This window comes from Tabrizicola sp. (genome assembly GCF_041913445.1).
In the GTDB taxonomy this organism is placed as follows: Bacteria; Pseudomonadota; Alphaproteobacteria; order Rhodobacterales; family Rhodobacteraceae; genus Tabrizicola.
Genome location: NZ_JAYSFG010000034.1, coordinates 1 through 20,326, shown reverse-complemented (window position 1 = coordinate 20,326; position 20,326 = coordinate 1). Strand labels below are relative to the sequence as shown.

Annotated in this window: 19 protein-coding genes, 1 tRNA gene and 3 pseudogenes; 4 read left to right on the top strand and 19 right to left on the bottom strand. The window is 65.3% G+C overall.

Annotation, left to right across the window (positions count from 1 at the left end; translation table 11 throughout):
- The 11 genes and pseudogenes from ACE3Q6_RS21195 to ACE3Q6_RS21145 all read right to left on the bottom strand — a co-directional run.
- Nucleotides 1–1,048 (bottom strand): annotated as a pseudogene (locus ACE3Q6_RS21195) (DNA-directed RNA polymerase subunit beta'); the annotation flags it as partial.
- Between the two features lie 98 nt (nucleotides 1,049–1,146).
- Nucleotides 1,147–5,280 carry a DNA-directed RNA polymerase subunit beta gene (gene rpoB, locus ACE3Q6_RS21190; protein ID WP_374436847.1) on the bottom strand — a complete coding sequence of 1,378 codons (4,134 nt, stop codon included), beginning with the start codon at nucleotides 5,278–5,280 and terminating at the stop codon, nucleotides 1,147–1,149.
- 240 nt (nucleotides 5,281–5,520) lie between these two features.
- Complete coding sequence (rplL, locus tag ACE3Q6_RS21185) at nucleotides 5,521–5,901, bottom strand: 50S ribosomal protein L7/L12 (protein WP_374436844.1); 381 nt, start codon at nucleotides 5,899–5,901, stop codon at nucleotides 5,521–5,523.
- Between the two features lie 67 nt (nucleotides 5,902–5,968).
- The gene (rplJ, locus tag ACE3Q6_RS21180; protein ID WP_374436842.1) at nucleotides 5,969–6,484 is read right to left on the bottom strand and encodes a 50S ribosomal protein L10; all 516 of its coding nucleotides are present in this window, start codon (nucleotides 6,482–6,484) and stop codon (nucleotides 5,969–5,971) included.
- Between the two features lie 220 nt (nucleotides 6,485–6,704).
- A complete protein-coding gene (gene rplA, locus ACE3Q6_RS21175) occupies nucleotides 6,705–7,403 on the bottom strand; it encodes a 50S ribosomal protein L1 (RefSeq protein WP_374436840.1) in 699 nt (232 codons plus the stop codon).
- A 5-nt stretch (nucleotides 7,404–7,408) separates the two neighbouring features.
- Nucleotides 7,409–7,861: a 50S ribosomal protein L11 gene (rplK, locus tag ACE3Q6_RS21170; RefSeq protein ID WP_374436838.1), complete on the bottom strand. Its 453-nt coding sequence runs from the start codon at nucleotides 7,859–7,861 to the stop codon at nucleotides 7,409–7,411.
- A gap of 91 nt (nucleotides 7,862–7,952) precedes the next feature.
- Nucleotides 7,953–8,486: a transcription termination/antitermination protein NusG gene (nusG, locus tag ACE3Q6_RS21165; protein ID WP_374436835.1), complete on the bottom strand. Its 534-nt coding sequence runs from the start codon at nucleotides 8,484–8,486 to the stop codon at nucleotides 7,953–7,955.
- A gap of 168 nt (nucleotides 8,487–8,654) precedes the next feature.
- Complete coding sequence (gene secE, locus ACE3Q6_RS21160) at nucleotides 8,655–8,843, bottom strand: preprotein translocase subunit SecE (protein ID WP_374436832.1); 189 nt, start codon at nucleotides 8,841–8,843, stop codon at nucleotides 8,655–8,657.
- Between the two features lie 211 nt (nucleotides 8,844–9,054).
- Nucleotides 9,055–9,573, bottom strand: a complete 519-nt coding sequence (locus ACE3Q6_RS21155; RefSeq protein ID WP_374436830.1) for a hypothetical protein — start codon at nucleotides 9,571–9,573, stop codon at nucleotides 9,055–9,057.
- 105 nt (nucleotides 9,574–9,678) lie between these two features.
- Nucleotides 9,679–9,754: transfer RNA gene (locus ACE3Q6_RS21150), tRNA-Trp, on the bottom strand.
- Between the two features lie 81 nt (nucleotides 9,755–9,835).
- Entirely contained in the window at nucleotides 9,836–10,486 is a 651-nt protein-coding gene (locus ACE3Q6_RS21145; protein WP_374436827.1) for a CatB-related O-acetyltransferase, read from the bottom strand.
- A 163-nt stretch (nucleotides 10,487–10,649) separates the two neighbouring features.
- Here ACE3Q6_RS21145 and ACE3Q6_RS21140 point away from each other — a divergent pair, with 163 nt between their 5' ends.
- The 3 genes and pseudogenes from ACE3Q6_RS21140 to ACE3Q6_RS21130 all read left to right on the top strand — a co-directional run.
- Nucleotides 10,650–10,820 (top strand): DUF2256 domain-containing protein, encoded by a 171-nt coding sequence (locus tag ACE3Q6_RS21140; RefSeq protein ID WP_374436825.1) that lies wholly within the window; start codon nucleotides 10,650–10,652, stop codon nucleotides 10,818–10,820.
- A gap of 73 nt (nucleotides 10,821–10,893) precedes the next feature.
- On the top strand, nucleotides 10,894–11,739 hold the full coding sequence (locus ACE3Q6_RS21135; RefSeq protein WP_374436823.1) for a hypothetical protein: 846 nt from the start codon (nucleotides 10,894–10,896) through the stop codon (nucleotides 11,737–11,739).
- A 1,491-nt stretch (nucleotides 11,740–13,230) separates the two neighbouring features.
- Nucleotides 13,231–13,281, top strand: a pseudogene (locus ACE3Q6_RS21130) (hypothetical protein); the annotation flags it as partial.
- Nucleotides 13,282–14,495: 1,214 nt separating this feature from the next.
- Here ACE3Q6_RS21130 and ACE3Q6_RS21125 read toward each other — a convergent pair.
- The 6 genes from ACE3Q6_RS21125 to ACE3Q6_RS21100 form a co-directional block, all read right to left on the bottom strand.
- Nucleotides 14,496–14,882: a DUF6766 family protein gene (locus tag ACE3Q6_RS21125; protein ID WP_374436821.1), complete on the bottom strand. Its 387-nt coding sequence runs from the start codon at nucleotides 14,880–14,882 to the stop codon at nucleotides 14,496–14,498.
- Between the two features lie 141 nt (nucleotides 14,883–15,023).
- Entirely contained in the window at nucleotides 15,024–16,592 is a 1,569-nt protein-coding gene (locus tag ACE3Q6_RS21120; RefSeq protein WP_374436819.1) for a GMC family oxidoreductase, read from the bottom strand.
- Nucleotides 16,593–16,607: 15 nt separating this feature from the next.
- The gene (locus ACE3Q6_RS21115) at nucleotides 16,608–17,129 is read right to left on the bottom strand and encodes a Twin-arginine translocation pathway signal (RefSeq protein ID WP_374436817.1); all 522 of its coding nucleotides are present in this window, start codon (nucleotides 17,127–17,129) and stop codon (nucleotides 16,608–16,610) included.
- Between the two features lie 51 nt (nucleotides 17,130–17,180).
- On the bottom strand, nucleotides 17,181–17,576 hold the full coding sequence (locus ACE3Q6_RS21110) for a VOC family protein (protein WP_374436815.1): 396 nt from the start codon (nucleotides 17,574–17,576) through the stop codon (nucleotides 17,181–17,183).
- A gap of 83 nt (nucleotides 17,577–17,659) precedes the next feature.
- Nucleotides 17,660–17,953 (bottom strand): ribbon-helix-helix domain-containing protein, encoded by a 294-nt coding sequence (locus tag ACE3Q6_RS21105; protein WP_374436813.1) that lies wholly within the window; start codon nucleotides 17,951–17,953, stop codon nucleotides 17,660–17,662.
- A 71-nt stretch (nucleotides 17,954–18,024) separates the two neighbouring features.
- Nucleotides 18,025–18,558, bottom strand: a complete 534-nt coding sequence (locus tag ACE3Q6_RS21100; protein ID WP_374436811.1) for a TetR/AcrR family transcriptional regulator — start codon at nucleotides 18,556–18,558, stop codon at nucleotides 18,025–18,027.
- Nucleotides 18,559–18,625: 67 nt separating this feature from the next.
- Here ACE3Q6_RS21100 and ACE3Q6_RS21095 point away from each other — a divergent pair, with 67 nt between their 5' ends.
- Nucleotides 18,626–19,642: an NAD-dependent epimerase/dehydratase family protein gene (locus ACE3Q6_RS21095; protein WP_374436809.1), complete on the top strand. Its 1,017-nt coding sequence runs from the start codon at nucleotides 18,626–18,628 to the stop codon at nucleotides 19,640–19,642.
- An 11-nt stretch (nucleotides 19,643–19,653) separates the two neighbouring features.
- On the opposite strand, the gene ACE3Q6_RS21090 is transcribed toward ACE3Q6_RS21095, so the two are convergent.
- Nucleotides 19,654–20,070, bottom strand: coding sequence for a GFA family protein (locus tag ACE3Q6_RS21090; RefSeq protein ID WP_374436807.1), 417 nt, complete (start codon nucleotides 20,068–20,070; stop codon nucleotides 19,654–19,656).
- A 113-nt stretch (nucleotides 20,071–20,183) separates the two neighbouring features.
- A pseudogene (gene tuf, locus ACE3Q6_RS21085) lies at nucleotides 20,184–20,326 on the bottom strand (elongation factor Tu); the annotation flags it as partial.

Here is a 20,326-nt window from a genome sequence, read left to right as displayed (position 1 = left end):
CGCGCTTGCCGAGCAGGTTCTGGCGGAAGCGGCCCTGCTTGCCCTTCAGCATGTCCGACAGCGACTTCAGCGGGCGCTTGTTGGTGCCCGTGATGACGCGGCCGCGACGGCCGTTGTCGAACAGAGCGTCGACGGCTTCCTGCAGCATCCGCTTTTCGTTCCGGACGATGATGTCCGGCGCGCGAAGCTCGATCAGGCGCTTCAGGCGGTTGTTGCGGTTGATGACGCGACGGTAGAGGTCGTTCAGGTCGGACGTGGCGAAGCGGCCGCCGTCCAGCGGGACCAGCGGACGCAGTTCCGGCGGGATCACCGGAAGCACGGTCAGGATCATCCACTCCGGGCGGTTGCCCGATTCCAGGAAGCTTTCGACGATCTTCAGCCGCTTGATGATCTTCTTCGGCTTCAGCTCGCCAGTGGCTTCCTTCAGCTCTTCGCGCAGCTGCTCGGCAGTCGCGTCCAGATCAATGGCCGCCAGCATCTCGCGGATCGCTTCCGCACCGATGTTCGCGGTGAAGGCGTCGGCGCCGTACTGGTCCTGCGCGTCGAGGAATTCCTCTTCGGTCATCAGCTGGCCGTAGGTGAGGTCGGTCAGACCCGGCTCGATGACGACGTAGTTTTCGAAGTAGAGGATGCGTTCCAGGTCCCGCAGCGTCATGTCGAGCATGAGGCCGATCCGGGACGGCAGCGACTTCAGGAACCAGATGTGGGCAACGGGGGCGGCGAGCTCGATATGGCCCATCCGCTCACGACGCACCTTCTGGAGCGTGACTTCAACGCCGCATTTCTCGCAGACGACGCCGCGATACTTCATGCGCTTGTATTTGCCGCAGAGGCATTCGTAGTCCTTGATCGGCCCGAAGATGCGCGCGCAGAAGAGGCCGTCACGCTCGGGCTTGAAGGTCCGGTAGTTGATGGTTTCCGGCTTCTTGATCTCGCCATAGGACCAGCTCAGGATCCGCTCGGGCGATGCCAGAGAGATCTTGATCTCGTCGAAGGTCTTGACCGGAGCAACCGGGTTGAACGGGTTGGTCGAGAGTTCCTGGTTCATTTCATCTTCCCATATAAGGGGTTGCGGGGGAGGAAGGTGGGGTAGAACCCCACCCTACCGGGCGTCGTAGGGCGGGGTTTCACCCCACCGTCGGCCCGTCACTCCTCCTCCGCATCCAGGAGTTCCATGTTGAGGCCGAGGCCCCGCACTTCCTTGACGAGAACATTGAACGATTCCGGCACGCCGGCTTCGAAGTTGTCCTCGCCCTTGACGATCGACTCGTAGACCTTGGTCCGGCCTGCCACGTCGTCCGACTTCACCGTCAGCATTTCCTGCAGGGTGTAGGCGGCGCCGTAGGCTTCCAGGGCCCAGACCTCCATCTCGCCGAGACGCTGGCCACCGAACTGCGCCTTGCCGCCCAGCGGTTGCTGGGTAACGAGGCTGTACGGCCCCGTCGAACGGGCGTGCAGCTTGTCGTCGACCAGGTGGTGCAGCTTGAGCATGTACTTCACGCCCACGGTCACCTTGCGCTGGAACTGCTCACCGGTGCGGCCGTCGAACACCACGGATTGGCCCGAGGTGTCAAAGCCCGCGCGGGTCAGCGCGTCGTTGACGTCGGCTTCCTTGGCACCGTCGAAGACCGGGGTTGCAATCGGCACGCCCTTGGTCACGTTGCCCGCCAGTTCCAGGAACTCGTCCTCGTCGCGGCCCGCGAAGGCCTCTTCGTAGGTCTCGTCGCCATAGGCCAGACGGACAGCCTCACGCACCGGAGTCATGTCGCCGGACCGGCGATATTCCTTCAGCGCGTCGTCGATCTTCAGGCCCAGGCCGCGTGCGGCCCAGCCCATGTGGGTTTCCAGGATCTGGCCCACGTTCATCCGCGACGGCACGCCGAGCGGGTTCAGAACGAGGTCGACCGGGGTGCCATCGGCCAGGAAGGGCATGTCTTCCATGGGGACGACCTTGGAAATGACGCCCTTGTTGCCGTGACGGCCGGCCATCTTGTCGCCCGGCTGCAGCTTGCGCTTCACCGCGACGAAGACCTTGACCATCTTCATCACGCCCGGAGGCAGGTCGTCGCCACGGCGCACCTTTTCGACCTTGTCGTCGAAGCGGTGATCCAGGGCGCGTTTCTGCGCTTCGAACTGGTCGTGGAGAGCCTCCACTTCCTTGGCGTCGGCTTCCTCACCCAGAGCGAGCTGCCACCACTGGCCGCGCGACAGCGTGCCCAGGAGTTCGTCGTCGATGGTCGACCCGGCCTTGATGCCCTTCGGCCCCTTCACGGCGGTCTTGCCCATGATCAGGGTCTTGAGGCGCGCGTAGATGTTGCGTTCCAGGATCGCGAGTTCGTCGTCGCGGTCGCGGGCGAGGCGTTCGACTTCCTCACGCTCGATCTGCAGGGCGCGTTCGTCCTTGTCCACACCGTGGCGGTTGAAGACGCGGACTTCCACGATCGTGCCGTAGGCGCCCGGGGGCAGCCGCAGCGAGGTGTCGCGGACGTCCGAAGCCTTTTCACCGAAGATGGCGCGGAGGAGCTTTTCTTCCGGCGTCATCGGGCTTTCGCCCTTCGGGGTGATCTTGCCGACCAGGATGTCGCCCGGCTGCACTTCCGCCCCGATGTAGACGATCCCCGCTTCGTCGAGGTTGCGGAGCGCTTCCTCGCCGACGTTCGGGATGTCGCGGGTGATTTCCTCGGGCCCGAGCTTGGTGTCACGGGCGGCGACTTCGTATTCCTCGATGTGGATCGAGGTGAAGACGTCGTCGCGCAGGATGCGTTCCGAGATCAGGATCGAGTCTTCGTAGTTGTAGCCGTTCCAGGGCATGAAGGCGACGACCACGTTCCGGCCAAGGGCGAGTTCGCCCATGTCGGTGCAGGGGCCGTCTGCCACCACTTCGCCGCGCTTCACGACGTCACCCACCTTCACCAGCGGGCGCTGGTTGATGCAGGAGGACTGGTTCGACCGCTTGAACTTGCGCAGACGGTAGATGTCGACGCCCGGCTCACCCGGTTCCAGCATCTCGGTGGCGCGCACGACGATACGGGTCGCGTCGACCTGGTCGATCACGCCGGCGCGGCGGGCCATGATGGCGGCGCCGGAGTCACGGGCGACCACGGCTTCGATGCCGGTGCCCACGAAGGGGGCGTCCGACTGCAGCAGCGGAACGGCCTGACGCTGCATGTTCGAGCCCATCAGCGCGCGGTTGGCGTCGTCGTTTTCCAGGAACGGAATGAGCGAAGCCGCGACCGAGACCAGCTGCTTGGGCGAAACGTCCATCAGCGTGACGGTGGCGCGCGGCGCCATCACGAATTCGCCGGCTTCACGGGCCGAAACGAGTTCTTCCACGAAGCTGCCGTCGGCGTTCAGTTCGGCCGAAGCCTGCGCCACGGTGTGCTTCGATTCTTCCATAGCCGACAGATAGACGACCTCGCCGGTCACCTTGCCGTCGATCACCTTGCGGTACGGGGTTTCGATGAAGCCGTACTTGTTCACGCGGGCGAAGGTTGCCAGCGAGTTGATCAGGCCGATGTTCGGGCCTTCCGGCGTCTCGATCGGGCACATCCGGCCGTAGTGGGTCGGGTGGACGTCGCGGACCTCGAAGCCAGCGCGTTCGCGGGTCAGACCGCCCGGCCCGAGGGCCGAGAGACGACGCTTGTGGGTGACTTCGGACAGCGGGTTGGTCTGGTCCATGAACTGCGACAGCTGCGAGGAGCCGAAGAATTCCCGCACCGCCGCCGCGGCGGGTTTCGCGTTGATCAGGTCCTGCGGCATGATCGTGTCGATCTCGACCGAGGACATGCGTTCCTTGATCGCGCGTTCCATGCGAAGCAGGCCGACGCGGTACTGGTTTTCCATCAGTTCGCCGACCGACCGGACGCGGCGGTTGCCGAGGTGGTCGATGTCGTCGATCTCGCCCTTGCCGTCGCGCAGTTCGGTCAGCGCCTTGATGCAGGCGACGATATCCTCGCGGTCGAGCGTGCGCTGGGTGTCCGGCTTGCCGAGGTCGAGGCGCATGTTCATCTTCACGCGGCCGACGGCGGAGAGGTCATACCGCTCCTTGTCGAAGAAGAGCGTGTCGAACAGCGCCGAGGCGGCCTCGACGGTCGGCGGTTCGCCCGGGCGCATCACGCGGTAGATGTCCATGAGCGCGGTGTCGCGGCCCATGTTCTTGTCCACCGCCATGGTGTTGCGGATGTAGGGGCCGACGTTGACGTTGTCGATGTCGAGGACCGGAATGTCGGTGATGCCCTGGTCGAGGAGCACCTTGACGGTGCCGCCCTTGACTTCGCCGTCGCGGTCCAGTTCCCAGGTCAGCTCATCCCCGGCTTCGACCCAGATCTCGCCGGTTTCCTCGTTGATGATGTCCTTGGCGACGTAGCGGCCGATGATGTGGTCGAAGGGGACCAGAAGCTCGGTCACCTGGCCTTCATCCTTCCACTTCTTCACCATCCGCGGCGTGGCCTTTTCGCCCGCCTTCAGGATGACTTCGCCGGTGGCTGCGTCCACGAGGTCGTAGGTCGGACGGGTGCCCGAGACGCGCTGCGGGAAGAACTTGGTGACCCAGCCTTTGTTCTTCACGTAACGGAAGTTCACCGAGTCATAATAGGCATCCATGATGCCTTCCTGGTCCATGCCAAGCGCATAGAGCAGCGTCGTCACCGGCAGCTTCCGGCGGCGGTCGATGCGCGCGAAGACGATGTCCTTGGCGTCGAATTCGAAGTCCAGCCACGAGCCGCGGTACGGGATGATGCGGCAGGCGAAGAGAAGCTTGCCCGAGGAGTGGGTCTTGCCCTTGTCGTGGTCGAAGAACACGCCCGGGGAACGATGCATCTGGCTGACGATCACCCGCTCGGTCCCGTTCACGATGAACGTGCCGTTCGAGGTCATCAGGGGCATGTCGCCCATGTAGACGTCCTGTTCCTTGATGTCCTTGACCGACTTGGCCCCGGTGGTCTCATCGACATCGAACACGATCAGGCGCAGCGTCACCTTCAGCGGCGCGGCATAGGTCATGTCGCGCTGCTGGCATTCGTCGACATCGTACTTGGGCTTTTCCAGCTCGTACTTGACGAATTCCAGGACCGAGGTCTCGTTGAAGTCCTTGATCGGGAAGACAGACTGGAACGTGCCCTGGAGGCCTTCGCCATCCAGCGGCTTGTCGGCATCGCCGGACCGCAGGAAGAGGTCGTAGGAGGATTTCTGAACCTCGATCAGGTTCGGCATCTCCAGCACTTCGCGGATTTTGCCGAAGTAGCGGCGGATGCGTTTCTGGCCAACATAAGCTTGCGCCATGTTTCGGATCACCTTTCCGTGTTTCGCTGGCGCACCACCCGTCGGGCCACGGGCGCGCACCGCTTGCGAAGAGACCGTCCCGGTTCCATTCGTGCCGCCCGTCCCGAAGGGTGGCTCCCGAACCTGGTCCGCGTCTGGAAAGAGGTCTTCGCCCGAAGGCCCCTATCAAGACGCGCATGGCTGGGACCGAATTCCTCGGCCCCAGCCCTGCTTTGCATCGGGGTTTCCCCCGAAGTCCGATTACTTCAGCTCGGCCTTGGCGCCAGCTTCTTCGAACTTCTTCTTCATCGCCTCGGCGTCGGCTTTCGAGACGCCTTCCTTGATCTTGCCGCCAGCTTCGGTCAGGTCCTTGGCTTCCTTGAGGCCCAGGCCCGTCAGTTCGCGGACGACCTTGATCACGTTGATCTTGTTCGCACCGGCGTCGGTCAGGACGACGTCGAACTCGGTCTTTTCTTCTTCGGCAGCGGCAGCAGCGCCAGCGCCCGGAGCAGCAGCCATCATGACGGCGCCACCGGCGGCCGGCTCGATGCCGTACTTGTCCTTCAGGATGGTCTTCAGTTCCTGAGCCTGCAGGAGGGTCAGACCGACGATCTCTTCGGCGAGTTTGTTCAGATCAGCCATTTTTCAGTTCCGTTTGTTTAAGATGGGTTCCAACGGTGCGGTATCAACCACGACCGGGATGAAAGGATCAGGCGGCAGCCTTTTCCTTGATGGTCGACAGGATGCTCGCGATGTTCGACGCAGGCGCACCAATGGCCCCGGCGATGTTCGAAGCAGGAGCCCCGATGCACGACACGATCTGAGCGATGAGCTCTTCGCGCGACGGCATGGCGGCCACGGCTTTGACACCAGCCTGGTCCAGAACCGTGTCGCCCATTGCCCCGCCGATGATGACGAACTTGTCGTTCGTCTTGGCGTAGGCATCGCAGACCTTGGCCGCAGCCACGGGGTCTTCGGAGAAGGACAGCACGGTCATGCCCGTGAGGAGGTCACCCATCTTTGCAGCGGGCTTCCCTTCAAGGGCGATCTTGGCGAGCGTGTTCTTGGCAACGCGGACGGACCCGCCCACGTCGCGAAGCTTCGCGCGCAGGTCCTGCATCTGTGCAACCGTCATCCCGGTGTAGTGGGCAACCACCACAACGCCAGAGCTTTCGAAGATCTGGCCGAGTTCCTCGACCACTTTCTCTTTCTGGGCTCTATCCACAGTTTCACTCCAAGGTTGGGGGTTTCCCCCCGGCTCATGTTTGCCCCTTCGCAGGGGCGTCGGGTCCGCAACGGTTCCCGGATCCAAGATCGCCCGAAGGCGCCTTCAATCTCGTTCCCCATCTCAGGCAGGATTTATGGTGTTTGCGCACCACCCACCGTCTCGGACAGAACCGGGCCTTTCGGCCCGGGTAGGCCCCTTCCCTTGCGGGTCGGGATTCTTACGCCTGGGTCGCCGAAGCGATGTCGACCGACACGCCCGGGCCCATGGTCGAGGACAGCGACACCTTCTTGACGTAGGTGCCCTTGGCGCCGGTCGGACGGGCCTTGGCGACGGCATCGACGAAGGCGCGGATGTTCTGCGCCAGTTTCGCGTCGTCGAAGGACACCTTGCCGACGCCCGCGTGGATCACGCCGGCTTTTTCGACCTTGAACTGGACCTCACCGCCCTTGGCACCCTCGACGGCCGTCTTCACGTCCATCGTCACGGTGCCGACCTTCGGGTTCGGCATCAGGTTGCGCGGGCCGAGGATCTTGCCCAGGCGGCCGACGAGCGGCATCAGGTCCGGGGTCGCGATGCAGCGGTCGAAGTTGATGTTGCCCTGCTGGATGGATTCCATCAGGTCTTCGGCGCCCACGATGTCCGCACCGGCGGCCTTGGCCTCATCAGCCTTGGCGCCACGGGCGAAGACGGCGACGCGGACGGTCTTGCCGGTGCCGTTCGGCAGGGCGACCACACCACGGACCATCTGGTCGGCGTGACGCGGGTCGACGCCGAGGTTCATCGCGATCTCGACGGTTTCGTCGAACTTGGCCGAGGCAGCCTGCTTGATCAGCTTCACCGCATCTTCAACCGAGATGTTCGCCTTGCCAGCGAAGAGTTCGTTCGCCTTGGCGACGCGCTTTGCAATCTTTGCCATGGTGATCAGCCCTTCACTTCGATGCCGCAGGACTTGGCCGAGCCGAGGATGATCTGCATCGCAGCTTCCACGGAGTTGGCGTTCAGGTCCTTCATCTTCGTTTCGGCGATCTTGCGCAGCTGGGCCGCGGTGATCGTGCCGGCGACTTCCCGGCCGGGCTTCGTCGCGCCTTTCGAGCGCGAGCGCTTGCCGACGGGCGGCAGGCCAGCGGCCTGCTTGATCAGGAACGAGGCCGGCGGGGTCTTCAGCTCGAGGCTGAAGGACTTGTCCTGGTAGTAGGTGATGATGACGGGCGTAGGCGTGCCCGGCGCGATGTCGGCGGTCTTCGCGTTGAATTCCTTCACGAAGGCCATGATGTTCAGGCCGCGCTGGCCGAGGGCCGGGCCGACCGGGGGCGAGGGGTTCGCCTGCTGGGCTTTGACTTGCAGCTTGAGGCTGCCGATGATCTTCTTGGCCATCTGGCCTTCTCCTTTGTCACTGCATCCGAAGATGCGGTTTAGTGGTCCGGTCCGTCACCCGTTTCCGGGCGCTCGCCTCCCACGCGCTTCCTCAGGCCCCCTTGGAGACCTGAGTGAATTCCAGTTCCACGGGCGTCGCGCGGCCGAAGATCGACACGGTGACCTTCAGGCGGCTGTGCGCCTCGTCCACATCCTCGACCATGCCCGAGAAGCCCTCGAACGGGCCGTCGGTCACTTGCACCGTCTCGCCGATGTCGAAGCGGATCAGGTTGCGCGGCTGGGCCTCGCCCTCTTCGACCCGGTTCAGGATCGCGTTCACTTCCGCGTCCCGCATCGGCATCGGCTTGCCCTGGGGTCCGAGGAACCCGGTGACGCGGTTGATCGAGGAGATCAGGTGGTAGCCGCGGTTCGACATTTCCATGTGGACAAGGACATAGCCCGGCATGAAGCGACGCTCGGACGTGACCTTCTTGCCGCGGCGGACCTCGATCACTTCCTCGGTCGGGACGAGAACCTCGTCGATCTCGTCGCCCAGGTTGGCCTCGGCGACGGCGGTCTTGATCTGCTCGGCCACCTTCTTCTCGAAGTTCGAGAGAACGCTCACCGAATACCAGCGCTTCGCCATCTGCCTGTCATCCTTGCTGCCGGGCCGTTCGGCCCATTTTCGTCCGGCCCCGGAACAAAAAACAGCGCGCACCCCGAATCGATGCGCGCCGGTGTCCCTTTGGTTGGCGCGGGGTCTACCCCCTGCCCGCCGTCAATTCAAGAGGGAAAGCCCCGGGCCTGCGGGAAATCAGGCGCCGATGATCGCTTGGAGCGCCGTGCGGATGCCGAGGTCGACCAGGCTGAAGAAGGTCGCGGCAAGGGCGGAGAGGATGAACACCATCAGCGTGGTCAGAAGAACCTCGCGCCGGGTGGGCCAGACCACCTTGGCGACTTCGGCGCGGACCTGCTGGAGGAACTGGAGGGGGTTCGTGGTCATGGGGATTCCGGGACTGGTTCGATGCCGGAGATACGGGTTCGGGCGGGGGAATTCAAGCAGAACGCTGCGGACAAGGATTTCCCTGTCACTTCACGTGGACTGGACTGCGGGTGTTCGACAGTCGGGTGAAGAAAAGGTGTCCGGCGTCCCCAGAACGCCGGACACAGTGACCCCGCGCCCCGGGGACAGTGAGGGGCGCGGAGACATGGGGTTACTTCAGGCGGCTCACGATGCCGTCTGCGAAGGCTTCGACCAGCCGCTGGTAAGCGCCGGTCGTGTCGGTGGAGAGCAGGACCAGCGTGCCCTCCGGGACGATCACGTTGGCGTTTTCCAGCGACACCGTCAGCTCGTAGCCGTCGGCATTGGTGTTGTCGGTGTCATCGACGATGGTCACCTGCCCGACCAGCACCGCGTCGCCCAGGTTCAGCTCGCGCTCGAAGGCGCTGGCGAGTTCCACTTCCCGGATGTCGACGTTGATTTGGGCACCGTCGATGCGGCCGCTTTCGTCGGGCTTAACCTCTTCCACGGCGAGCCGGTCGGTCACCCGGGCGGCGATGGCGTTCTCGAGGTCGGTTTCCAGGTTGGCCCAGAAGGTGGCAGCCTCGGCGTTGTTGATGGCCGACACGTCGACGGAGGCGTCGATCTTGGCGACCTTGTCGACGGCGGCAGCCAGCGGGCTGGCCATGAGGGCGATGAGAGCAGCGGTCGCTGCCTTGTTCGCTTTAAGCATGGATGTCTCCATTCCTGTGATCAGGTCTTGATGGAGACAAAACGCGCGACTTCTTGCCGGGTTCCCGCCCGCTGCAAGGAATGCTGTGTGGTCCGGTCTGGAGGATGGCAGGGGCAGCAGGGCTCGAACCCGCGACCTACGGTTTTGGAGACCGTCGCTCTACCAGCTGAGCTATACCCCTACGCGGAGGACGGGTTACGGCAGGCCGCGCGGGAGGTCAAGGGATTCTCGCACCCGCGCGGTCAGGGACCCGCCCTGCCCGTCAGCCCGGGTCTGCAAGCCGCTCCAACGCCGCAAGGTCCGGGGCGAGAAGTGCGGAAACGGCGGCCCGGATGCGGTCGAGCGGCCAGTCCCACCAGGCCAACGCCAGAAGGCGATCGACCATGCCCTTGTCGAAACGGGGACGGATCTGCCGCGCGGGATTGCCGCCGACGATGGTGTATGGCGGGACATCCCGCGTCACCACCGCGCCCGCGCCGATGATCGCCCCGCTGCCGATGCGCACCCCCGGCAGGATGAGCGCGCCGTGTCCGATCCAGACGTCGTGTCCGACGACCGTATCGGGCAGACCGGTGAAGCTGGCCTTGTAGCCGTCGATGGTTTCGGGATCGAAGACCGGGAAGGGAAAGGTGGTCAGCCCGTCCATCGCGTGGTTGGCAGAAGCCGTGATGAAGCGCACGCCATGCGCGATCTGGCAGAAGCGGCCGATGACCAGCTGCTCGGGCGCGCCGGGGTAAAGGTAAGGCGCCAGACGCGCGGCCCAGTCCGAGGGCGGGTCGAAGTCGTTGGCGTAGGTGAAGTCGCCGATTTGGATGTTCGGGTGGTCGATCACCCGGTTCAGGTGGACCATGTTCGGCAGCACGCTGCCGTCGGGCAAAACCAGCGGGTGCCGCAGCGCGGGATCAAGGGGCATGTCTGGACCTTTCAGGGGAACGGTTCTTGGGAACGGTTCAGGCCGTCAGGTCCATCGGAGCCTCCTGTTGCGGATGGGAAATCCTAGCATGGCTGGCCCTGGGGTGGAAGGCCGGGGCTTGCCGACGCGCAGGGGCGCGCCAGTTTCCGAGCGGGAGGGAACGATGCCGAAGATGCGCAAGAAATCCGAGTTGCCGCAAAAGACCTGCGCGGCCTGTGGCTTGCCCTTCACCTGGCGCAAGAAGTGGGAACGCGACTGGGAGGCGGTGCGCTTCTGTTCGGACCGCTGCCGGAAGGCGGGCGCGAAGCGCGACCGGGACCCCGCCCCCCGTTGACGCCCGACCCGGGCAGGGCGATCTGGAAAGCCGGGACCGGGTTCCGTAGGCTGCCGGGCGGAGGGCGCGCGCAGTGCAGAGCACAGAGGATATCGTGGCAGAGTTCGCGGCGCGGCCCTGGCGGGGCGTGAGCGAGGCCGACCTTGGCCCGGCCGCCCGCGTGCCGACCATGCTGACGCCCGAGGAGGGTCAGCTCTATCACTGGCTCGGCCGCCGGGTGGCGGGCGACGGGGCGACCGTGGACCTTGGCGCTTATGCCGGAGGCTCGGCGGCGCGGCTTCTCTCGGGCCTCGCGCTTTCGGGCCGGGGCTTCCATGTCCACAGCTACGACCGCTTCCGATCCTCGCGCGCGTTCTGGGCGAAGTTCATGCCCGAGGAGCCGCTGCCCGAATCCGATGAGGCGGACCTGTTGCCGGTGGTGCGGCGGAACCTTGCGCCCTGGCAGGACAAGGTCACGCTGCACGTGGGCGACATCGGCGACCAACGCTGGTCCGGCGGGCCGGTGGAGATCCTGTCCGTCGATGCGGCGAAAGGGGCGGTCATGGCCGACCATGTGGCCAGGGAGTTCTTCCCGTCGCTGGTGCCCGGGCGGTCGATCCTGGTGCAGCAGGATTACCTGATGTCGGTCCAGCCCTGGCTTTGCGCGCAGATGGTATGCCTGCGGGATCAGTTCCTGCCGCTGGCGCATGTGCCGAAGGTGGGGCTGGTCTTCCTTTGCGTCGCGCCGGTCACCCCTGCGGCACTGATGGCCGCGCAGGTCGGAGAGCTGACCGACGGCAAGCTGATGCAGCGCGTGCGGCAGGCCGCGGACTGGCACGGCGGGATGGTGCCGCGCGGACCCTTCAAGGCGATGCTGGACCAGATCAAGGCGCATCCCGGGTTACGGCTGGGCTGGCAGATGCGGCGCGGGGCGTCCTGACGGTCTTCCCGATGAAAAAGGCCCCGCTCGCGCGGGGCCTTTTCCAGACTAGAACCGAAGTTCGTAGTTCACGGCAGCGCTTCGGCGCTGGCTCCCGTCGATCTCTTCCAGCCCGACGTCGGTCGAGAACCGGTGCGCCCCGTCAAGCGAGGTCCGGTTCAGCCCGAGGCTGAGAGATAGCCCGCAACCCGAGGTCTCGGTGACCGCCTTGACCCGTTCGCAGACCACGCCCGGCTTTGCGTCCAGCACCCAGGCATCCTTTGCCCGGCCGTCGATGTAGTAGCGGAACTCGGTCGAAAGGTTTGCCCGCGCCAGGGTCGCCGTCAGACCCTCCCAGGTTACCGCGGCCAGGTCGTCCGGCGTCGCGCCCGTGACCTCGATGGCGGAGGACGCGCTGCGTGACAGTTGCAGCCCGATCTCGGGAAGGATGTCCAGGTCGTCCTTGCGGATTTCGCCGGACAGGATCCAGCCGACATGGGCCTCGGTCGTCCCGTAGTCGGCCGGCCACGTCCAGGTAGCCGTCGGTCAGGTCAAGCTGGTTCTGCGACCGGCCGATGCTGAGGTAGAGTTCCGAGAAGAGGTCCGGGCGCAGTTCGTGGACCGCATAGGCCCCGAGGCTGACACCATAGGAGTCGGCTCGGCCCGTGCTGCTGCCTGCCACATCGGTGCTGTTCAGGCTGACGCCGGCGAAGATCCCGTAAAGCGCATTCTCCGCCCGGTAGTTCTCAAGCGCGAAGTGGCCGTTGAAGGACAGGGTCCGCAGGTCATCCTGGTCCAGGATCGACAGGTCCAGGATGGTGATGCGGCGGTAGCCGTCAAAGCCGTGGATCCGCCTGTCATGGCCGACCAGCGACGTGCCCTTCGCGCTGACGCTGACCGCAAGATCGTTCTCCTCGATCCGGCAGGCTTCGTCGTCGTCCAGACCGCGTGCGGTGTCCTGGTCATCGGACTTGCCGCAGGCCCCACCGGCCAAGCGGTCCCGGGCCGAAGCGGTCATCGCCCGCAGCGAGCCCTGCTGCCCGCGAAGTTTCGCGATTTCGGCGTCGAGGATGATCTTCTCGATGTCATCGCGATTGCGCGCAAGGGCGGCCTGGGCGGTATCCATGACCGTGATCGTGAATGTCATCACCGCGCGGTTTCCGTCTGCGTCGGTGGCGACGATGTCGACCACATAGACGTTGTTCGTCGGGTCAAGCGGGTCGAACTCGACGGCCGGCGCGAAGGCAAGGCTCCCATTCTCGCTGATCGTGAAACGCCCGGCCTGTTCGCCCTCGAGCGACCATTCCACATCCTCGTCGGCCGAGAAGTCGGCGACGTCGTCCGTGCCATCGGGCACTTCGGTTGCGTCCGCCCCAGCGCCTTGGGCGGTCTTGGTGTTCGGCCCGGTGATTTCGGGCTGCGTGGTGTCCGGAAGCTGCGTCACGGTGATGGTGAAGGTCATGACCGCACGGTTCCCGTCCGCGTCGGTGGCGACGATGTCGATCAAGTAGACGTTGTTGTCAGCATTTTGCGTGTCGAAGACGGGGGGCTCGAGGAAGCTGAGCTTGCCGCCGAAGTTCGATCCGTCCTCGTCGATCTTGAACAGGTCGGCGTCCCGGCCTTCCAGCGTCCAGGTGACGTCCTCGTTGATGCCGAAGGTCTCGACAGCCGTCGTCCCCTCGGTGACTTCGGTCTCATCTTCACCCTTGCCGTCGACGGTCGTCTCGTTCGGCCCGCTGATTTCTGGCTTCGTGTCTTCCTTCTGAAGCACGGTGACGGTGAAGGTCATGACGGACCGGATCCCGTCGGCGTTCGTGGCGACGATGTCGACGACGTAGATGTTGTTCGCCGGCGTTTCCGCATCGAACTCGGGCGCGAGCTTGAAGCTCAGCTGTCCCTCGACGATGTAGAACAGATCGGCCTGGGTGCCCTCCACCGACCACGTGACTTCCGTGTCGGCCGAGAACTGGGCAACATCGGTTGTGCCTTCGTCCACCGTGGTCTTGTCCGTGCCCTGGCCATCGACCGTTTCTGCAGCCGGACCCTTGATGATCGGCCTTTGCGCGTCGATGTAGTCGTTCAGCGACTCCAGGGCGCTGGCGGATGCAGCGTTGCCGTTCACGTCCGCACCGTCCGCGTAAGCCGGGGCTGACGTGTTGGTGCGGAAGGCGAAGTTGCTTTCGGGTGCTTCGTTGTCGTAGATCGCTTCAACGATGATATCGTAGGTCTCGCGCTCCAGCGGTCCGGTGTAGGTCAACGGGGTGGGGCCGTCGAATGACTCCGTTTCTTCGGGGATGAACCCGATGTAATGGGTCGTGCCGGTTTCGGTGATGCGCCAGTTCACGCAAGCGTTGAAGCTGACCGTCGGGCTGCCCGTGAGGGTCAGCGTTCCGCAGTAGTCGTTGCCCTGCGTTCCGCCGAAGCGCCCGTTGTCGGTTTCCTGGGTGAAGGTGATCGACGTGATCCCCAGGTTGCCGGTGTTGACCACGTCATTGGCCTGTCCGGTATTGTTGCCGAACGTTCCGATCACCCCCTGATCGAAGGTCACCGACACCGTGGTCGTCTGTGCGGCCACTGGTAGCGCGGTGAGCGCCAGCAGAGCCGCCAGCAGGATATTTCGAAGCCCCATTTTGCTGTCCCGTTCCCTCGCGCGACAAATCCGCGCACTGCCTCAATCGGGCAGTCATAGGGGATCATTGCAGGGTTCGGGGTGGCGCAGAGGATCGAAACCGGCCGCGCAAGAGATACAATCCGGGTGTCGAAAGTCGGCGGCGCTTCTACATCTTCCCGCCTGAGTTGCGACCCGGGAAGCGGCGGTCGAATTCGCGGATATGGTCCTCGGCGTCCACGGGCCGGAGGGTTCGCAGGATCAGGTCCATCTTCTCCTCGACCCGGTCGCCCTCTTCCTTCGACTGGGGCGAGCCGACGAAGAGGAAGAAGGCCAGGCCGCCCACCTGCCACATCAGCTGCAGGAATTCGGACTGCCAGTTCTCCATCGTGTCCCGCATCATCTCGACCAGGTAGCCCGAGACCTCGACAGGCGCGCCGTGCTGGGTCTGCTCGCTGACATAGGCGAACCAGCCAAAGACCCAATGGCCGACGAGAGAGCCAAGGAACAGGATCAGCGTAATCCAGAGATAGCTGTAACGGGTCCAGAGCGTCATGTGGCCTCCCTTCGGCGAAGGAAAGAACCGCCGGACCATCATGATGTTCCAGGGTTGGGTCCCCGGAAGAAGGCGAGCGCCCCCGGACACACGGGGACGCCCTACGGGTCGGCTGGGGTGAAGCGCCCCGCGAGGCCCGGATCAGATGTTGCCCGCGCTCATCTCGCGGGCGATGTGGTCGGCCTGGCGGATCGCCAGGGCCACGATGGTCAGCGTCGGGTTCTCGGCCGCGCCCGTGGTGAACTGCGACCCGTCCGAAACGAAGAGGTTCGCGATGTCGTGGGTCTGGCCCCACTTGTTCACCACGCCATCCTTCGCCTCGGCCGACATCCGGTTGGTGCCGAGGTTGTGGGTCGAGGGATAGGGCGGGGTCGGGAAGGCGCGGGTGGCCCCCACGGCCTCGTACATCGCGATGCCCTGCTTGTAGGCGTGGTTGCGCATGGCGATGTCGTTCGGATGGTCGTCGAAGTGGACGTTGGCCACCGGCAGGCCGAACTGGTCCTTCGTCTCGGACAGGGTAACGCCGTTCTGCAGCTGCGGCATGTCCTCGCCCACGATCCACATCCCGGCCATGTTCTCGTAGTGATCGAGCGCCGTGGTGAAGCCGCGGCCCCAGCCGCCCGGGTTCAGGAAGGCCGCCATGAAGGGAAGGCCCAGCGACAGCGTCTCCAGCTCATAGCCGCCGACGAACCCGCGCGACGGGTCATGCCGCGCCTCGTCCTGGACGATCCCCGCCATGGTCGTGCCGCGCCACATGCGGACCGGCTTGTCGAAGATCGCGTAGACCGATCCCGTGGTGTGCCGCATGTAGTTCTTGCCGACCATACCCGAGGAGTTGGCAAGCCCGTCCGGGAACATCGAGCTGGCCGAGTTCAGCAGCAGGCGTGGCGACTCGAACGAGTTCCCGGCCACGCAAACGATCCGCGCCTTCTGCATCTGCAGGTTGCCTTCCGCGTCGAAATATTCGACCCCGGTCACCTTCCCCGCCTCGTTGTGCAGGATGCGCGCCACGTGGGCCCGTTCGCGGACCTCCAGGTTCCCCGTCGCCTCGCCCGCCGGGATGTCGGTATAGGCGGCCGACCACTTGGCCCCCCATTTGCAGCCCTGGAAGCAGAAGCCGGTCTGCTGGCAGGCCATCCGGCCATCGTAATCGGCCGAGTTGATCGCCATGCGGCCGGTGTGGACCTCCTTGTAGCCCAGCGCCTTCGCGCCCTTCTCGAAGACCAGGTAGTTGTTGTTCCCCGGCAGGCCCGCGCGGTCGCCGGTGCGGGTGACGCCCAGCTTGGTCTCGGCCTTCTCGTACCACGGAGCCATCTCGGCCGCGTCGATCGGCCAGTCCAGAAGGTTCGCCCCTTCCACCGCGCCGTAGGTGGTCAGCGCCTTCCATTCGTGGTCCTGGAAGCGGATCGAAGCCCCGGCCCAGTGCGTCGTGGTGCCGCCCACCGCCTTCACGATCCAGGCCGGAAGGCCCGCGAAGTCCTTGGCGACACGCCACGACCCGCTGGTCGTCCGGGCGTCGAGCCAGGCCAGCTGCCCGAACGACTCCCATTCGTCGTTGATGTAGTCCTCGGGCAGGTAGCGCCCTCCGGCTTCCAGCGCCACGACCTTGACGCCCTTCTGCGCCAGCTCGTTCGCCAGGACCCCGCCGCCCGCGCCGGTGCCGATGATGACGACCACCGAGTCGTCGTTCAGGTCGAATTTCGCAACCATGGTGACGGCCCTCCCCTACAGCCAGTCGATGTCGTTGAAGCCGCGCTCGATGTAGCCGCCCTGGGAGAAGCTTTCCCCCTGGTAGCCGAAGATCGGCCAGACCTCTTTCTGGTTGTAGAGACCGGTCACCAGCCCGGCCCGGATGGTCTGGAAGAAGGGGGTCGTCTCGATCCCCTGCAGCAGTTTCACCCGGTCCTCCTCCCAGCCCGCCGCGACATAGCTGTCGAACCCGGCGGCCTTGGCGGCGGCGTCGAGCGCCGCGACGCCCTCGGCCACGAAGTCCTTCTGCTCGGCGCTGTCATAGCCCTTGACGGCCACGGCATAGAACCTGTCCGGCACCTGGTCGTGCGGGTAGATGTCGCGCGCCATCTGCAGAAGCGTCGCCATCTGTTCGGGCGTGATCGCGGTCACCTCGACCGCCCAGGCGGCGTCGGGGGCGGCGATGAAGCCGGTCCCCACCACCGCCAGCGCGCCCGCGGACAGGCTGCGCGACAGAAGCTGACGCCGGGTCAGCCCCCGCAGGTCATGTTTCGTCATTGGTTTCCTCCCTTGGTGTCTGGCCGGGGTTCTGGCCGCCTCCCCTCCTCCTCAGAGGAAGCGACCGCCCCGCTGGATGACCTCGATCTGGTAGCCGTCGGGGTCGGCGATGAAGAAGAACTTGGCGACGGGGGTGTCGCCGTTGCGGAAGTCGACGACCTTCCGGGGGGCAAGGCCCGCCCCCGTCAGGCGCGCGTGCTCCGCCTCGACATCCGGGACGCTGACCGCGAGGTGGCCGTAGCCGTCGCCCAGCGTGTAGGCGTCCGTCCGGCCCTTGTTGACGGTGAGTTCCAGCTCGAACGTCTGGTCCGCGTTCGACAGGTAGATCAGCGTGAAGCCGTCGAAATCCAGCCGGTCCGCGACCTTGAGGCCAAAGGCCGCGTCATAGAACGCAACCGAGCGCGCCTCGTCCAGCACGCGCACCATCGAATGAATCAGTTTGGCCATCAGGTCCCCCGGGTCGTTGATCTGGTAAGATTACCGGACCAATTTCGGAGGTAGGTAGTAGGTGAATACTACAGGCCGATTTTCTACTCGGCGGCGAACCGGTCCTGCGGGACCTGCTCCAGCTCGCCCAGGTGGATCGTGCAGGCGCAGCGCAGGAGAGAGGTGAAGTTCGTCGCCTCGCCATGCTGTTCCAGGACTTCGGAATGCAGCTTGGACAGGAAAGCCGGCGTCGTGGACCCATCCTTCGCCGCCATCTGGTCGACGATCCCCCAGAACGCGCGCTCCAGCCGGATCGAGGTCGACTGCCCGTTCAGCCGCAGGCGGCGGGTGACATATTCATAGCGGGCCGGGTCCTGCCCGGCGAACATCTGACACATCGCTGGCCTCCCCCTTTGGTCAGACCGCCACTGTGGGACGCGCGGGGCGAATCGTCAAATCAAGCTTGGTCTCAAGCCAGAAGCTTTCCCACCACGCCGGGCAGGATGCGGGTGAAGTCTTCGACCCGCGGGAAGGCCTGCTTGACGCCGTCCACTGCCGCCGTAACGACGCGCGCCAGCTCCTCGGCATCGGCGCGGCCCTCGGCTGCCAGCATCCGGGCAATCTCGGCGTTGAACCAGCCAGTCAAGGCCTGGTGCTCCTCGGGGCAAAGCCGCATGTGCTCGGCCAGGATTTCCTGCCCGTGCGGGCTGTCGCCCAAGAGCCGCGCGATGGCCTGGTACTTGGCGGTGATCGCCCCGACCACCCGCTGCGAGGGGGTGCCGGGCTGGTCCAGCGCCTGGGCATAGGCCGCGCGGAAGCTGGCCACCGCAGCGGCGCTGACCGCCTTGAACAGCGTCTCCTTGTCCGGATAGCGGCTGTAGAGCGTCGCCTTGGCCACCCCTGCCTCGCGCGCGATGGCCTCCATCCGGGCAGCGCGCAAACCGTGCCGGGTGAAGACCTCGGAGGCGGCCTCAAGAATGCGCTGATCGCGGTCGGGGGTCATGATCGGACCTTGACTGAACGTTTTATACGATTATCGTTCATTTCGTTCAATTCACAAGGGGACGAACATGGCGGATATCGTGGTGCTGACCGGGATCACCGGCTTTCTGGGGGGTCATCTGGCGCGGGAACTCTTGGCCTCGGGCTATCATGTGCGTGGGTCCCTGCGCAATCCGGCGCGGGCCGACGCGGTGCGCAGGGCGCTGTGGGACGCGGGCGAAGACATCTCGCGGCTGGAGTTCGTCACGCTGAACCTGACCAATGACGCGGGCTGGGACGAGGCGATGGCGGGGGCGCGGTTCCTGATGCACGCCGCATCGCCCTTCGTGACGACGATGCCGAAGGACAAGGGAGAGCTGATCCGCCCGGCGGTGGACGGAACGCGGCGGGCAATGGCGGCGGCCCTGAAGGCGGGGGTGGAGCGGGTGGTGCTGACCTCCTCGACCGCGGCGGTGGTCTACGGGCGCGGCAAGGGTGGCCCGGCGCGGCTGGGTCCGAACGACTGGAGCCCGATCGAGGCGGGCCGGATGACCGCCTATACCGAAAGCAAGCTTCTGGCCGAGCGCAAGGCCTGGGAAATGGTGAAGGGGCAAGAGGCTCGGCTGGCGGTGATCAATCCGGGGCTGATCCTCGGGCCGCTGCTGGACGACGACCCGGGCACCTCGGGCGCGCTGGTGCAGCGGTTCCTGCAGGGCAGTATCCCGATGGCTCCGGACCTGACGATGCATTGCGTCGATGTGCGCGACCTGGCGCGGATCCATGTCGCGGCCCTGACCGACCCGCAGGCAGCGGGCCAGCGCCACATTGCGGCCTTCGACGAGGCGACGATCCTGCGGATGGGCAAGCTGATCGCCGAGGCGCGGCCCGACTATGCGCGGAAGATGCCGAAATGGCGGATGCCAGATTGGCTGACCCGGGCCTATGCGCTGTTCGACGGCGACATGCGCGCGAACCTGGTGGAGCTCGGCTACCGCCCGAAACTCGACAACACGGGCGCGCAACGCCTTCTGGCCCGCCCCCCGCGCAGCGCGGGCGAGGCGGTGGGGGCGATGGCCGAAAGCCTGATCGCGCGCGGGCTGGTCTGACGCAGGCGCGGCTAAAGGTGCCGCGTTTCGGTCGGGGCATTCCACCAGTTGCCGTGCAGTCCGTCGCACCAGACCAAGGGGGCCGAGATCAGTTCCGCCTCGGTCACATCGTCCAACGCGGGCAGAAAGACGCTGGCGAAGCGCCCACCCAGTTCGGGGATGTCGCCGATGCTGAAAAGCCGCGTGCCGCACTGGCGGCAGAAGGCGTGAGAGATATGCGGGACCGGCCCCGCGGTGCGGCCATGGTAGTGCGATATGGCGTCCGCGCCCTGGGTGACAATCAGGCTGGCCGGGTCCGCGATGCGCTGGCTCCAGTTCCGGGTCTTGCGACAGAAGCTGCAGTTGCAGCGGCTGGTGGGCTGGGTGAAGTCGAGATCAGCCTGGAAGGCGACGGTGCCGCAGTGGCAGGTTCCATGGTGGATGGGCATGGTGGTCCTCCTTGTGAGGAAGGCAGTATCGCCCGGGCCTGCTGACAGGTCCTGTCAGGAACGAAAAAGGCCGCCCGGGTGGGGCGGCCTTTCGATTTCCCAGGACGGGACGTTTAGGCGATGATCTTCGAGACGACGCCCGCGCCGACGGTGCGGCCGCCTTCACGGATGGCGAAGCGCAGCTTCTCTTCCATCGCGATCGGGGCGATCAGCTCGACCTCGAACTTCAGGTTGTCGCCCGGCATCACCATCTCGG

What these genes read in the sequence shown, in the direction of transcription:
- rpoB (WP_374436847.1), bottom strand. Translation starts at nt 5,280, where the DNA reads ATGGCGCAAGCTTATGTTGGCCAGAAACGCATCCGCCGCTACTTCGGC.
- rplL (WP_374436844.1), bottom strand. Translation starts at nt 5,901, where the DNA reads ATGGCTGATCTGAACAAACTCGCCGAAGAGATCGTCGGTCTGACCCTC.
- rplA (WP_374436840.1), bottom strand. Translation starts at nt 7,403, where the DNA reads ATGGCAAAGATTGCAAAGCGCGTCGCCAAGGCGAACGAACTCTTCGCT.
- rplK (WP_374436838.1), bottom strand. Translation starts at nt 7,861, where the DNA reads ATGGCCAAGAAGATCATCGGCAGCCTCAAGCTGCAAGTCAAAGCCCAG.
- nusG (WP_374436835.1), bottom strand. Translation starts at nt 8,486, where the DNA reads ATGGCGAAGCGCTGGTATTCGGTGAGCGTTCTCTCGAACTTCGAGAAG.
- secE (WP_374436832.1), bottom strand. Translation starts at nt 8,843, where the DNA reads ATGACCACGAACCCCCTCCAGTTCCTCCAGCAGGTCCGCGCCGAAGTC.
- ACE3Q6_RS21155 (WP_374436830.1), bottom strand. Translation starts at nt 9,573, where the DNA reads ATGCTTAAAGCGAACAAGGCAGCGACCGCTGCTCTCATCGCCCTCATG.
- ACE3Q6_RS21145 (WP_374436827.1), bottom strand. Translation starts at nt 10,486, where the DNA reads ATGCCCCTTGATCCCGCGCTGCGGCACCCGCTGGTTTTGCCCGACGGC.
- ACE3Q6_RS21140 (WP_374436825.1), top strand. Translation starts at nt 10,650, where the DNA reads ATGCCGAAGATGCGCAAGAAATCCGAGTTGCCGCAAAAGACCTGCGCG.
- ACE3Q6_RS21125 (WP_374436821.1), bottom strand. Translation starts at nt 14,882, where the DNA reads ATGACGCTCTGGACCCGTTACAGCTATCTCTGGATTACGCTGATCCTG.
- ACE3Q6_RS21120 (WP_374436819.1), bottom strand. Translation starts at nt 16,592, where the DNA reads ATGGTTGCGAAATTCGACCTGAACGACGACTCGGTGGTCGTCATCATC.
- ACE3Q6_RS21115 (WP_374436817.1), bottom strand. Translation starts at nt 17,129, where the DNA reads ATGACGAAACATGACCTGCGGGGGCTGACCCGGCGTCAGCTTCTGTCG.
- ACE3Q6_RS21110 (WP_374436815.1), bottom strand. Translation starts at nt 17,576, where the DNA reads ATGGCCAAACTGATTCATTCGATGGTGCGCGTGCTGGACGAGGCGCGC.
- ACE3Q6_RS21105 (WP_374436813.1), bottom strand. Translation starts at nt 17,953, where the DNA reads ATGTGTCAGATGTTCGCCGGGCAGGACCCGGCCCGCTATGAATATGTC.
- ACE3Q6_RS21100 (WP_374436811.1), bottom strand. Translation starts at nt 18,558, where the DNA reads ATGACCCCCGACCGCGATCAGCGCATTCTTGAGGCCGCCTCCGAGGTC.
- ACE3Q6_RS21095 (WP_374436809.1), top strand. Translation starts at nt 18,626, where the DNA reads ATGGCGGATATCGTGGTGCTGACCGGGATCACCGGCTTTCTGGGGGGT.
- ACE3Q6_RS21090 (WP_374436807.1), bottom strand. Translation starts at nt 20,070, where the DNA reads ATGCCCATCCACCATGGAACCTGCCACTGCGGCACCGTCGCCTTCCAG.